The sequence below is a fragment of the Lelliottia nimipressuralis genome (genome assembly GCF_004402045.1).
Classification (GTDB): Bacteria; Pseudomonadota; Gammaproteobacteria; order Enterobacterales; family Enterobacteriaceae; genus Enterobacter; species Enterobacter chinensis.
This window is the reverse complement of sequence record NZ_SOMG01000021.1, coordinates 251,426-264,367: the sequence shown is the minus strand read 5'-3', so window position 1 is coordinate 264,367 and position 12,942 is coordinate 251,426. Positions and strand designations below refer to the sequence as shown.

Sequence of the window (12,942 nt, the reverse complement as noted above, 5' to 3'; positions counted from 1 at the left end):
CTTACCCGGCCTACAAATGAGGTGTAGTGAGATTAAACCCGGCTACCCCACAGGTCATACTCATCCGCGTTTTCAACTTTCACGCGAATAATATCACCCGGCTTAACGTTGGTTTCGCCGTTCAGGTACACCGCGCCGTCGATTTCAGGGGCATCCGCCATGCTGCGGCCAATCGCGCCTTCTTCGTCAACTTCGTCCACAATCACCATGATCTCGCGGCCGACTTTCTCCTGCAGGCGTTCAGCAGAGATCTGCTGTTGCAGCTGCATGAAGCGGTTCCAGCGCTCTTCTTTCACCTCTTCCGGCACCTGCTCCGCCAGCTCGTTGGCGGTTGCACCTTCTACCGGGCTGTACTTGAAGCAGCCGACGCGGTCCAGACGCGCTTCTTTCAGGAAGTCGAGCAGCATCTGGAAATCTTCTTCGGTTTCACCCGGGAAGCCGACGATAAAGGTGGAACGCAGAGTCAGGTCAGGGCAGATTTCACGCCATTGCTTGATGCGCGCCAGCTGGCGGTCAACGGAGCCAGGGCGTTTCATCAGCTTCAGGATACGCGGGCTGGCGTGCTGCAGCGGGATATCCAGATACGGCAGGATTTTACCTTCCGCCATCAGCGGGATTACATCGTCAACGTGCGGGTAAGGATAGACGTAGTGCAGACGCGTCCAGATACCGAGTTTAGACAGCTGCTCGCACAGGCCCACCATGCTGGTTTTCACCGGCTCGCCGTTGTGGAAACCGGAGCGGTGTTTAACGTCCACGCCGTAAGCCGAGGTATCCTGAGAGATGACCAGTAGCTCCTTCACGCCCGCGTCAGCCAGACGTTTCGCTTCCGCCAGCACTTCGCCAATCGGACGGCTTACCAGATCGCCACGCATGGACGGGATGATGCAGAAGGTGCAGCGATGGTTGCAGCCTTCGGAAATTTTCAGGTAAGCGTAGTGACGCGGCGTCAGCTTCACGCCCTGTTCCGGCACGAGGCTCAGGAACGGGTTGTGCTTTGGTTTGGGCACGTAGTGATGAACATGTTCCAGCACCTGCTCGTAGCTGTGCGGGCCGGTGATCTCCAGCACCTTCGGGTGTACTTCGCGGATCTGGTCTTCTTTCGCGCCAAGACAGCCGGTAACAATCACTTTGCCGTTTTCTGTCAGGGCTTCACCGATGGCTTCCAGTGACTCCTGAACCGCGCTGTCGATAAACCCGCAGGTGTTAACGATCACCATATCGGCGTTGTCGTAGCTTGGCACCACGTCATAGCCCTCGGTGCGCAGTTCGGTCAGGATGCGTTCTGAATCCACCAGGTTTTTCGGGCAGCCCAGGGAGACGAAGCCGATTTTCGGCTGGTGCGTAACATTGCTCATAGGTTAAAAATTCATCAATTATGGAGTTATCAGGGCGGGATTTTACAGCGTATCGCGGGGGATTTATACACTCTTTGCAAGGCGGATGCGCCGGGCAGACGTTGTAACATTGTAAATAATGTTAATCAGTTAAGAATAATTGATCTCAGGCATTACACTGTACAAAAAATGTACTTATTCTGACTATGCACAATGGCTGACAGAGGAGGAAAGAGCATGACCGTTGACAGACTAAAACGCGATCTGCTGAACAAGCTGATCAACGCCCGAATCGACCTGGCCGCGTACCTGCAGTTGAGGAAGGCAAAAGGGTATATGTCAGTCAGCGAAAGCGAACATCTGCGTGATAACCTGTTTGAACTTTGCAATTACATGCGTGAAAAAGCACCGACCCTTGAGGAGAAATACGGCGAAAGTGAGCTTATCGCACTGCGCCGCGCCGCTGAAGTGCTCTCCATCGCTGGGGTATGTTTGATGAATGGACGCCACGACTGCCCGAATTTTATCGCTGTTAACGCGGAGAAGCTTGAAAACTGCCTGACCACGCTCTCTCTATGCATCATGTGTCTGAACGAGCACGAGAAGCTTGAACAGCACTGATTCCGGGGGAGGCAACTCCCCCTTCTGATTAAGCTTTTGTAAAAGTGATAACGCCTCCGGACGCAGTGGCTAACCTTTATGCCATATGCCGATAAAGGAGCGCGTTATGCATCGATCCTCGCTGATTTTCCTGCCTGCGTTGTTATTTCCCTTTTCGCTGATTGCTGCGCCAGAAGCGGTCAAGGTTGAGGTGCTGCAAAACAGACTCGATCATCCCTGGTCCCTGGCGTTCCTGCCGGACAATCAAGGGCTGCTGGTGACCCTGAAGGGCGGTCAGCTCAAACGCTGGCAGGCCGGAAAAGGGCTTTCCGATCCTATCGTCGGGGTACCGAAGGTCTGGGCAAACGGTCAGGGAGGATTGCTGGACGTGGTCCTCGCCCCGGATTTTGAAAAATCACGCCGCATCTGGCTGAGCTATGCCGAAGCAGGGGATGACGGCAAAGCCGGAACGGCAGTGGGCTATGGCCGTTTAAGCGACGATTTTACGCGCATTGAAGCCTTCCAGGTGGTGTTCCGCCAGATGCCGAAACTCTCGACCGGTAACCATTTTGGTGGGCGACTGGTGTTCGACGGCAAAGGCTACCTCTTTATCGGACTCGGTGAAAACAACCAGCGTTCGACGGCCCAGGATCTGGACAAATTACAGGGCAAAGTGGTGCGCCTCACCGACGACGGGAAAGTGCCGCCGGATAACCCCTTTGTGCATACTCCCGGCGCGCGGCCTGAAATCTGGTCTTACGGCATTCGCAACCCGCAGGGAATGGCGATGAACCCCTGGAGCGACACGCTGTGGCTGAACGAGCACGGCCCGCGCGGCGGGGATGAGATCAACATCCCGGAGAAAGGGAAAAACTACGGCTGGCCGCTGGCGACGCACGGCATTAATTACAGCGGTCTGAAAATTCCCGAAGCCAAAGGTGAGCACGTTGAGGGAACCGAAAAACCGCTGTTCGTCTGGAAAGTGTCACCCGCCGTGAGCGGCATGGCGTTTTACCACAGCGACGTTTTCCCGCAGTGGAAAAACAAGCTGTTTATCGGCGCGCTGAAGGAGAAGGACGTTATCGTGCTGAGCGTGGAGGGTAACAAGGTCACGGAGGATGGGCGAATTCTGGGCGACCGGGATAAACGTATTCGTGATGTGCGGGTGGGGCCAGATGGTTATCTGTACGTCCTGACCGATGAGACGGACGGGCAGCTGTTAAAAGTCAGCCCGTCCGGCGCGTGATCAGGTGACCGGGATCATCACGACGTTACGGTACGCCGGGCGCTCGCTCAGCTGTTTAAGCCAGCGCTCAAGGTGAGGGCGCGGCGTCCACTTCAGGCCCATGTTGGTCAGGTTCCAGACGAACGGCGCAACGGCGATATCGCCTGTGCCGAACGCGTCACCGGAGAACCAGGCGTGCTTCGCCAGCTCGTCATCCATCATCGCAAACAGATTTTCGCAGGCATCCTGCGCGGCATGAATGGCGGGATAGTCACGTTCGGCTTCCGGCGTGCGGATAAGCCCCATCAGGATCACGCGGTGGGTGGGTGAAAGCGTCTGGTTCGCCCAGTCCATCCACTTTTCTCCCTGGGCGCGGCGGGCCGGGTTTTCTACCCACAAACGACCTTGTCCGTACTGGGCTGCCAGATAACGAACAATGGTGTTGGATTCCCAAAGCGTGGCGTCTGTTTCATCATCGCGCAGCAGCGGCACCAGCCCGTTCGGGTTCATGGCCAGATAGTCGGCCTCTTTATTCACGCCAAACGACATGCCTGCCATGATTTGATTGAACGGTAAATCCAGCTCTTCCAGCGTCCAGAGTACTTTCTTAACGTTGGTCGAATTATTCCTGCCCCACAGCGTAATCATATTTACTCCCGATGAGATGTGAATCCGAATCAGCTTTTCGCCATGGTGAGATAAACCTAACAATTACGCAACAGAAGACAAAAAAATCGTCTTAATCAAAGCGTATCTGAATGTTATTGCATAAACTTTAATAACTTTACCCTGGTTGGGTTTCTTTAACGGTTTTAGTGCGCTATTACTCATCGCTTCTTGCGACACGGTGATGTGACGTAATTTTTGAATGGACACTCGGGTGGCATTTATGACGCGAAAAATGACTTCTCTGCGCAGCCTGGCGGCAGGCTCTGCGCTCCTTTTCCTGTTTGCACCAACTCTCTACGCGGCTGAGCAGGCTGCGCCAGAAGCGCCACCTGTGGATGCGCGCGCCTGGATCCTGATGGACTACTCCAGCGGTAAAGTGCTGGCGGAAGGCAACGCGGATGAGAAACTCGACCCGGCAAGCCTGACCAAAATCATGACCAGCTATGTGGTAGGCCAGGCGATAAAAGCGGGCAAGATCAAGCTTGACGATATGGTCACCATCGGGAAGGACGCCTGGGCGACCGGCAACCCGGCGCTGCGCGGGTCATCGGTGATGTTCCTGAAGCCGGGCGATCAGGTTTCCGTATCGGATTTAAATAAAGGGGTGATTATCCAGTCCGGCAACGACGCCTGTATCGCGCTGGCGGATTACGTTGCGGGAAGTCAGGATTCATTTATCGGCCTGATGAATGGCTACGCGCAAAAGCTGGGCCTGACCAACACCACCTTTAAAACCGTTCACGGCCTGGATGCGCCGGGCCAGTTCAGCACCGCGCGCGACATGGCGCTGCTGGGGAAAGCGCTGATCCACGACGTACCGGATGAATACGCCATCCACAAAGAGAAAGAGTTTACCTTCAATAAAATCCGTCAGCCGAACCGCAACCGCCTGCTGTGGAGCAGCAACGTCAATGTGGACGGGATGAAAACCGGCACCACGGCCGGCGCGGGTTACAACCTGGTGGCTTCCGCGACGCAGGGCGATATGCGCCTGATCTCGGTGGTGCTGGGGACCAAAACCGACCGCATCCGTTTTAACGAATCAGAAAAGCTCCTGACCTGGGGATTCCGCTTCTATGAAACCGTGACGCCGATTAAACCGGATGCCACGTTCGTCAGCCAGCGCGTCTGGTTTGGTGACAAGAGCGAAGTGAATCTGGGCGCCGGTGAAGGCGGGTCAGTGACCATTCCGCGCGGCCAGCTGAAAAACCTGAAGGCCAGCTACACCCTGACCGATCCGCAGCTCACCGCGCCGCTGAAAAAAGGCCAGGTGGTCGGGACAATTGATTTCCAGCTTAATGGGAAGTCGATTGAACAGCGTCCGCTGATTGTGATGGAAGCGGTCGAAGAGGGCGGCTTCTTCAGCCGGATGTGGGACTTCGTGATGATGAAATTCCACGGGTGGTTTGGCAGCTGGTTCAACTAAGTTTTTTGCCGGGTGGCGCTGCGCTTACCCGGCCTACGTTCGAGCCGTTGTAGGCCGGGTAAGGCAAAGCCGCCACCCGGCATAACCTCAATACATCAACTTCACCTGCTGCGCCTTCGCATGGGCCACAATGTCGTCATCCGGACGGCAATCGCTGACGATGGCATCAAACTGCGCCAGCTCACCCATTCTCGCCGAACGCACCTTGCCAAACTTGCTGTGGTCAACCACCAGCACATGGTACTGCGCTGCGCTTAGCGCCCAGTGCTTCACCGGCAGCTCTTCCAGGTTAAAGCAGGTCGCCCCCTGGCGCACGTTCACGCCCGCGGCGGAATAAAACGCGATATCCGGGCAGAGATTGCTGAGCGTGTCCTGCAGGTTAAGCGGCTTAAAGATCGCGTTGCTGGCGTGAAACTCACCGCCGCAGAGGATCACCCGGCACTCGGGTTTCTCCTGAAGCGCCAGAAAGGTGTTCAGGGAGTAACACACGGCGGTAAAGGGAATGCTGCTGTCGATGGCTTCGATAACCCACGGCGTGGTGGTACCACAGTCAAAAAACAGGGTCTGGTGCGGCTGTACCAGTGAAGCCGCAAGCCGTGCGGCTTTGCGCTTCTCTTCAACCAGGCGCGTCTTCTGGTCACTGATCAGATAATGGCTGGCGCTGCGCGGCTCAAGCACAATATACCCGCCCAGCAGCACGACGGGCGCGCTTTCGCTGTTCAGATCCCGACGAATGGTCATCTCTGAGACGCCGAGGAGGTTGGCGGCTTCCTTAAGATGCAGCTTATCGCTGCGCTTCAGCGCCTGTAGCAGCTGAGCAATGCGGTCATCGCGACGTGTTTCCATAGTTCCTCGGGATAAAAAAAGTGAACCCCCGCAGGGCGGGGGTTCAAGTGTAACCTGTCAGGTCGGGGTTAGTCACGTATCCAGCCTTTGCGGATCGGGATAGCGAAAATGGCGCGATAGAGTGAAGAGAGCCCGCGGTAGAGCGCGTCACCGAAGAGACTCCACAGGATCGCCGCGCTCACGCAGCCAATCAGCCCGACCAGGAAACCGCCCACCATATCCAGCGGCCAGTGGACGCCCAGGTAAATGCGAGACCAGGCGATTGCCAGGGCCGCCGCCATCAGGACCGCACCCGACCACAGGCGATGCCAGAACAGGAAAGCCAGCGCGAAGGTGAAGATAACCGTACCGTGATCGCTCGGGAACGAGTCATCCGGCGCATGGTGCAGGAAGGTGTAGCCCACGTGAGCAACAAAAGGACGGGGGTGTGGGAACACATGGCCCAGAGCGAAGCTGACCAGAATGCTCACGCCCAGGGCCATTGCCACTTTGATCACCAACTGGCGCTGCGCTTTTACCTGGCTACGGGGACCCCATAGCCAGAGGATGGCTGCCAGCGCAGGCACGATACTGATCAGATCCTTTGCCAGAAAGGTGGCGAAATCAATCATCGCCTCTGGCGAGGCCGGGGTGGCGTTGATCAGATAAAACAGCTGATAATTCAGATTCTCTAACATAGCGTTATCACTCTTTAGCAAACCGGGTGGAAATAAGGCCATAGACCACCACCTGGGAAAACCAGACCCACCACCCAGCCCACAGGTTGTGAGAGAAAAAATGTGCCCCGCGCATGACCTGGCCGTAACCCATCACCAGACCTAACACCACGCCCAGCGCGATGAAGCACCAGGCGAGACGTGGACGCTCGCGCCAGAAGGCAAAAAACAGCCCCATCACCATAAAGCCGCTGGAGGCATGACCGCCGGGGAAACAGCGCCCCGGGCCGCTGTCTGCAGGGGCGGAACTGAACAGGGGATAAGACATGGCTTTCCCGCCATATTCCACCAGATCCCACGGGCAGCTGTGATGGCTCACGCTTTTCAATATGCCCACCACCAGCGCGCCAACGCCCATCAGCAGCGCCGCGGTGACCAGCCTTGCGTTACGCTTGTAAGCACCGTAAAACAGCGCCACGGCACCTAAGGCGATGGCGATGTACTTCGCCAGGCGATGGTTCAGCAGATCAAGCAGGTGGTCTTTCTGCAGCGGGAAGCTTTGCGTTGCCGCGTCATACCAAAAGCCGGTTACCCACCTGTCGAGCGCTTCATCGCGCGATAGCCACGTAAACACCACGGCAAGGGCAATCAGCACGAAAAGCTGATAACCATAAAAGCGGGCCGGTAAGCGGTAAAGGCGTTTTGTCTTATTTGTCTGTAAGTTAGACAATTCTGAACGGGAGGTGAGTGCCATAATTTGGGGTCGTTGACGAGTAATCGGGCTATCATAAATCTGTCAACTTAAGGAAACCTTAAACAAAGACGATATGTGCTTTATTTCTGTTTCTCCTCGATAATTCACTATCTCGGGCTGCGGCATTTCATTAAACTCGTCGCGATTTTGTCATTATAAAGAGATTGCATGTTAAACCGTTCTTCTTCTGGTTCACGTCTGGGTCGTCAGGCGTTGCTTTTCCCTCTGTGTCTGGTGCTCTACGAATTCTCAACCTATATCGGCAACGATATGATCCAGCCCGGTATGCTGACCGTTGTGGCGCAGTACAACGCGGGAATCGAGTGGGTACCGACCTCCATGACCGCCTATCTGGCAGGCGGTATGTTTTTGCAGTGGCTGTTAGGCCCGCTGTCGGATCGTATTGGCCGTCGTCCGGTGATGCTGACGGGCGTGGTGTGGTTCATCGTGACCTGTCTCGCCACGCTGCTGGCGCAAAACATTGAACAATTCACCCTGCTGCGTTTCCTGCAGGGGGTCAGCTTGTGCTTTATCGGTGCCGTGGGGTATGCCGCCATTCAGGAGTCGTTTGAAGAGGCGGTGTGTATCAAAATTACCGCGCTGATGGCGAACGTGGCGCTGATCGCCCCGTTACTCGGGCCGCTGGTGGGGGCCGCGTGGGTCCATGTTGCGCCCTGGGAAGGGATGTTCGTGCTCTTTGCGGTTCTCGCCGCCTTCGCGTTCTTTGGCCTGCACCGTGCGATGCCGGAAACGGCCACCCGCATCGGCGAGAAACTCTCGCTGAAAGAGCTGGGGCGGGATTACAAAGAAGTGCTGAAGAATGTCCGCTTTGTTGCGGGCGCGCTGGCGACCGGGTTCGTTAGCCTGCCGCTGCTGGCCTGGATCGCGCAGTCGCCGGTCATTATCATCAGCGGTGAAAAGCTCAGCAGCTATGAGTACGGTCTGCTGCAGGTGCCGATCTTTGGCGCGTTGATTATCGGCAACCTGGTGCTGGCACGTTTGACGTCACGACGCACCGTGCGTTCACTGATTATCATGGGCGGCTGGCCGATTGCGGCAGGGCTGATTCTGGCTGCGGTGGCAACCGTCGCGTCATCTCACGCTTATCTGTGGATGACGGCAGGGTTGAGCATTTACGCCTTCGGGATTGGCGTGGCGAACGCCGGGCTGGTGCGCCTGACGCTGTTTGCCAGCGAGATGAGCAAAGGTACGGTGTCAGCAGCGATGGGGATGCTGCAGATGTTGATTTTTACCGTCGGAATCGAGGTGAGCAAACATGCTTACGCGATGGGCGGCAACGGTCTGTTCAGTCTGTTTAACCTCGCCAACGGCGCGCTGTGGGTTGGACTGATGGTGGTGTTCCTGAAAGACAAACGCGTCGGGAACGCCCTGCAACCTTAACCTGTTTATTCCCTCTCCCCGTGGGAGAGGGTCAGGGTGAGGGCACCAGACCGCACGCGGTCAATTAAACGGTGCCTCCCCGTTCAACACCTTCTCAATCACATCCAGTACGCCTTCGTCGTTATTATGCGGCGCTTCAAAACGCGCCACCGCTTTAATATGCGGTCTGGCATTCGCCATCGCAAAGCTGAACCCGGACTGACGCAGCATCTCCACGTCGTTGCCGCTGTCCCCGAAGGCCACCACTTCGCTGTCGTCTATGCCCCAGCGCTTTTGCAGGATCCGCAGACCGTTGGCTTTATGCACGCCGGGGATAATCAGATCGATACTGCCGTGACCGGTGGTGACGGGCACCATGATGTCACTCAGTTTTTCATGCAGCAGCGCCTGAATACGCGGAATTTCATCGTCAGACACGTTGAGCCCGAACTTGAAGAAAATATCGTTCAGGTTGTCGAAATCGCTGACCATTTCGAGGCGGTGGTAGTACTTCGCCGCGATATCTTTAAAGCCGTCGTCATAGCATTTCAGCGTGTATGCGCTGCTTTTGCCGCAGGCGATGATCTCAATACCCGGCACGTCGTTTAACACGTTCGCGACGGTGGCGAAATGGGCTTTCGACAGTTCACCGTTAAAGACGTCTTCACCTTCGCTCACGACCCAGCCGCCGTTTTCGGCGACGAAGGCAATTTCATGCGCAATCTCCGGGAAAAAGGAGATGAGCTGGTAGTACTGGTTACCGCTGGCAACCACGAAGCGAATGCCTTGCGCCTTCATCCGGGCGTACTGCGCCAGAAAGCGCGGGCGATTATAGGTCTTGGCATCGCTCAGAAAAGTGCCATCCATGTCGACGGCGATCAGTTTAACGCTCATATCCCTTCTCCAGTGTCGTTTGTTTTGTTTCCGGCTTTGCTACCGCGCGCGCCACCAGCGCCGCGATGATGACCAACCCTAATACCACCAGCATGGCGCTGCGCAGCCCGTAGTGCTCACCGAGGAAGCCGAGCAGCGGCGGCCCGACCAGGAAGGCGAGATAGCCCGTGGTCGCCACCACGCTGACGCGCGTCGGGGCATCCGGGCCGGTGTCGCTGGCGGCTGAAATGGTCAGCGGGAAGCCGAGCGACGCGCCCAGCCCCCAGAGGATCACCGAGACGCCGGCAATCCAGTCCACATCCACAAAGATGATCATCGCGATGCCCAGGCCGCCGAGCAGGGCACTGGCACGCACTACCGCCACGCGGCTGTAGCGGTCGATAAACCAGCCGCCGGTGAAGCGTCCTACGGTCATCCCCAGCGTAAACCCGGCGTAAATCAGCGAGCCGGAGGTCGGGCTAAAGCCGTGACCGTCCACCATCAGCAGCGGCAGCCAGTCGTTGGCGGACCCTTCCGCGAACGCCATCGCCAGCACCACCACGCCAATCAGCATCAGCTGAAAATCGCGGTAGAAGGGCAGCCCTTTTTCGGCCGAATGCTGTTCGTCAGCGGAGTTTTTGCCGGTACCGTCCGGGATCGCCCGGATGCCGGTCAGAATCGGAATGATGCACACCAGCGCCGCCAGCAGGATATGCAGATTCGCGCTCACGCCAGTGGCCGTCAGCGCCATGCCCACGCCGGCACCGGCCAGCGTGCCGAGGCTATAAAAGCCGTGCATCATTGGCAGCACGGTTTTGTTCATCTCGCGCTCGACCGCCGCCCCTTCAACGTTGATGGCAACTTCCGCCGAGCCGAAGCTGCCGCCAAATACCGTCAGCCCCAGGGCAAACAGAACCGGCGACGCACACCACAGCGCGGCGCTCAGCACGAACATCCCGACCACCGCGAAGCACATGGTGGTGCGGATCACTGCTCGCGTACCGAAGCGCTTCACCAGCCACGCGGAGCAGAGGATGCCGCTCATCGAGCCTATCGACAGGCCAAACAGCACGATGCCCATCTCAGCAGTAGATACGGACAAAATATCGCGAATGGCGGGCGTGCGCGTGGCCCAGGAGGCCATCAGCAGGCCGGGAATAAAGAAGAACATAAATAGCGCCCACAGGCGTAGCTGCAGGGCTTTACGGGGAGAGGTCAGCGTCATTGGGGTAGCACCAGAAGTACAACAATAGCGACAACACTAGCAAGTTTGTGTACATTTGTACATAAACCACGTGAGGAATTTATGAGCAGACCACCGAACGATCCGCATCGCCGGGAGAAGATCCTGCAGGCAACGCTCGATACCATTGCCGAGCACGGTATTCACGCCGTCACGCACCGTAAAATCGCCACCTGCGCGGGCGTGCCGCTGGGATCGATGACCTACTATTTCGACGGCATGGAACCGCTGCTGGAGGAGGCCTTCACGTGGTTTACCCGGCAGATGTCGCAGCAGTACCGGGATTTCTTTGCTGGCGTCACCGGGCCGGAAATGGCGTGCGAATCCATCACCACGCTGATCCACAGTTCGCAGGTGACCACGCCGCACAACATGGCGCTGATGTATCAGCTCTACGCCTTTATGCACCGCAGCGCGGCGCTCAAAACGGTGATGCAGGACTGGATGAAGATGAGCCAGACTACGCTGGAGCAGTGGTTCGACCCGGTCACCACCCGCGCGCTGGATGCCTTTATTGAAGGGATGACGCTGCACTACGTTACTGACCGGGCGCCCTTAACCCGCGAAGAGATCCGGGCGATGGTGGGCAGGATTGCGGGCGAGGGCGGCTGCTAGGTTGCGCCCGCGGTCATATTGACGGTGGTTCCCGTCATGGCGCTTGCCGCATCTGAGGCCAGAAACGTAATGGTGTCTGCCACCTGCGCCAGCGTCGGCAGGCGATGCGTCAGGGTACTTTGCGCTGCGCCACTGAGAAACTGCTCAACCGTAATCCCCATCACCTGCGCCTTTTCGGCAAAAATGGCACCCACATACGAACCCGCCTTCACCGCGTCGGCTATCGCGTGCGAACGCACGCAGAGTACGCGAATATTTTGTGTCCCCAGCTCAGCCGCAAGCGCTCGGGTCAAGGCTTCCGTTCCCGCGCAGCCGACGATATGCCCGAGGTGGCCCGCCATTATCATGTTGGCGGCGGGGGCGACGACGGTAATTATGGTCCCGTCACGCTCGCCGCCCATACGGGGCGACGCGGCTTTCGCAATGTTAAAATACGCGGCCAGGAAGGGATCGAAACCTTGCCTGAACTCGTCGAGCGTTAACGCCTCAAGGCGTTTGCCCTGATTGTGCATAAAGCCCGTGGCGTTGACGACGATATCAATGCGGGCAAGGTCCGGGAGCTGCGAGGCATCATCGAGCGCATCGAAAGCAAACGTGCTGGCAGACCCTCCCTCGGCGCGAATGCTGCCGGCGACCTGCTCCAGCCTGGCGTGGTCACGTGCAGCGAGGTATACATCCGCCCCCTCACGCGCAAGAGCGTGTGCCACTGAACTGCCGATGGCGCCGCTGCCGCCGAAGATGATGGCGGTTTTGTTTTTAAGACCCATACCTGCATACCCTCACCAGACTTAACCCTCAAAAGTATGTGCCGGGTTTCGGCTGATGCAACCCGGCCGGCGGGTGGGGGATGTCGTTGGCAGGTTTTACTGTGACATTTTCAATGGGTTACTTTGGCGAGATTTTTTTCCCGCTGGCGTCCACAACGGCTTCGCCATCCTCTTTGGCAAAAGCCCCTTTTTGCGCGTCCGGCAGGATGTCGAGGACGACTTCAGACGGACGGCACAGGCGCGTGCCCAGCGGAGTCACCACAATCGGACGGTTAATCAGGATCGGGTATTGCAGCATAAAATCGATAAGCTGGTCGTCGGTGAAGTTATCTTTGGCAAGGCTGAGCTGTTCATAGGGCTCCACGTTTTTACGCAGCAGATCCCGCGCTGAAATGCCCATATCGGCAATCAGTGTGGTCAGCTTATCGCGCGACGGCGGCGTTTCCAGATAAAGAACGATCTCTGTCTCCGTGCCGCTGTTGCGGATCATCTCCAGCGTGTTGCGCGAGGTGCCGCAGGCCGGGTTGTGGTAAATGGTGATGTGGCTCATA

Annotated in this window: 14 protein-coding genes; 5 read left to right on the top strand and 9 right to left on the bottom strand. The window is 57.3% G+C overall.

Translation table 11 applies throughout. The features are described 5' to 3' along the window. Nucleotides 1–32 precede the first annotated feature (32 nt). Nucleotides 33–1,358: a 30S ribosomal protein S12 methylthiotransferase RimO gene (gene rimO, locus E3U32_RS14285; RefSeq protein WP_134349309.1), complete on the bottom strand. Its 1,326-nt coding sequence runs from the start codon at nt 1,356–1,358 to the stop codon at nt 33–35. A gap of 216 nt (nt 1,359–1,574) precedes the next feature. Here rimO and bssR point away from each other — a divergent pair, with 216 nt between their 5' ends. Both bssR and E3U32_RS14275 read left to right on the top strand, forming a co-directional pair. Beyond that, nucleotides 1,575–1,958 (top strand): biofilm formation regulator BssR, encoded by a 384-nt coding sequence (bssR, locus tag E3U32_RS14280; protein WP_134349308.1) that lies wholly within the window; start codon nt 1,575–1,577, stop codon nt 1,956–1,958. A 106-nt stretch (nt 1,959–2,064) separates the two neighbouring features. Further along, nucleotides 2,065–3,183: a PQQ-dependent sugar dehydrogenase gene (locus E3U32_RS14275; protein WP_134349307.1), complete on the top strand. Its 1,119-nt coding sequence runs from the start codon at nt 2,065–2,067 to the stop codon at nt 3,181–3,183. Here the strand turns inward: E3U32_RS14275 and E3U32_RS14270 are convergent, their stop codons facing one another. Continuing rightward, the gene (locus E3U32_RS14270; RefSeq protein ID WP_047346980.1) at nt 3,184–3,810 is read right to left on the bottom strand and encodes a glutathione S-transferase family protein; all 627 of its coding nucleotides are present in this window, start codon (nt 3,808–3,810) and stop codon (nt 3,184–3,186) included. It lies immediately after the preceding gene. 241 nt (nt 3,811–4,051) lie between these two features. On the opposite strand from E3U32_RS14270, the gene dacC reads away from it, so the two are divergent. Next, on the top strand, nt 4,052–5,257 hold the full coding sequence (dacC, locus tag E3U32_RS14265; RefSeq protein WP_134349306.1) for a serine-type D-Ala-D-Ala carboxypeptidase: 1,206 nt from the start codon (nt 4,052–4,054) through the stop codon (nt 5,255–5,257). An 87-nt stretch (nt 5,258–5,344) separates the two neighbouring features. On the opposite strand, the gene deoR is transcribed toward dacC, so the two are convergent. The 3 genes from deoR to E3U32_RS14250 form a co-directional block, all read right to left on the bottom strand. After that, entirely contained in the window at nt 5,345–6,103 is a 759-nt protein-coding gene (gene deoR, locus E3U32_RS14260) for a DNA-binding transcriptional repressor DeoR (RefSeq protein WP_134349305.1), read from the bottom strand. 68 nt (nt 6,104–6,171) lie between these two features. Beyond that, nucleotides 6,172–6,780 carry an undecaprenyl-diphosphate phosphatase gene (gene ybjG / locus E3U32_RS14255; protein ID WP_134349304.1) on the bottom strand — a complete coding sequence of 203 codons (609 nt, stop codon included), beginning with the start codon at nt 6,778–6,780 and terminating at the stop codon, nt 6,172–6,174. A gap of 7 nt (nt 6,781–6,787) precedes the next feature. After that, nucleotides 6,788–7,513: a phosphatase PAP2 family protein gene (locus E3U32_RS14250; RefSeq protein WP_134349303.1), complete on the bottom strand. Its 726-nt coding sequence runs from the start codon at nt 7,511–7,513 to the stop codon at nt 6,788–6,790. Between the two features lie 168 nt (nt 7,514–7,681). Here E3U32_RS14250 and E3U32_RS14245 point away from each other — a divergent pair, with 168 nt between their 5' ends. Further along, nucleotides 7,682–8,914 (top strand): MFS transporter, encoded by a 1,233-nt coding sequence (locus E3U32_RS14245; RefSeq protein ID WP_134349302.1) that lies wholly within the window; start codon nt 7,682–7,684, stop codon nt 8,912–8,914. A 60-nt stretch (nt 8,915–8,974) separates the two neighbouring features. On the opposite strand, the gene E3U32_RS14240 is transcribed toward E3U32_RS14245, so the two are convergent. Beyond that, entirely contained in the window at nt 8,975–9,787 is an 813-nt protein-coding gene (locus E3U32_RS14240; RefSeq protein ID WP_134349301.1) for a Cof-type HAD-IIB family hydrolase, read from the bottom strand. Next, nucleotides 9,777–10,991 carry an MFS transporter gene (locus tag E3U32_RS14235; RefSeq protein ID WP_134349300.1) on the bottom strand — a complete coding sequence of 405 codons (1,215 nt, stop codon included), beginning with the start codon at nt 10,989–10,991 and terminating at the stop codon, nt 9,777–9,779. Before E3U32_RS14235 ends, E3U32_RS14240 begins: the two co-directional genes overlap by 11 nt. An 81-nt stretch (nt 10,992–11,072) precedes the next feature. On the opposite strand from E3U32_RS14235, the gene E3U32_RS14230 reads away from it, so the two are divergent. Then, on the top strand, nt 11,073–11,624 hold the full coding sequence (locus tag E3U32_RS14230) for a TetR/AcrR family transcriptional regulator (RefSeq protein ID WP_023335053.1): 552 nt from the start codon (nt 11,073–11,075) through the stop codon (nt 11,622–11,624). Here E3U32_RS14230 and E3U32_RS14225 read toward each other — a convergent pair. Then, nucleotides 11,621–12,391, bottom strand: a complete 771-nt coding sequence (locus E3U32_RS14225) for an SDR family NAD(P)-dependent oxidoreductase (RefSeq protein ID WP_134349299.1) — start codon at nt 12,389–12,391, stop codon at nt 11,621–11,623. The two genes, E3U32_RS14230 and E3U32_RS14225, sit on opposite strands and share 4 nt — an antisense overlap. A 118-nt stretch (nt 12,392–12,509) precedes the next feature. Then, nucleotides 12,510–12,941 carry a glutaredoxin-dependent arsenate reductase gene (gene arsC / locus E3U32_RS14220; RefSeq protein WP_134349298.1) on the bottom strand — a complete coding sequence of 144 codons (432 nt, stop codon included), beginning with the start codon at nt 12,939–12,941 and terminating at the stop codon, nt 12,510–12,512. Nucleotide 12,942 lies beyond the last annotated feature (1 nt).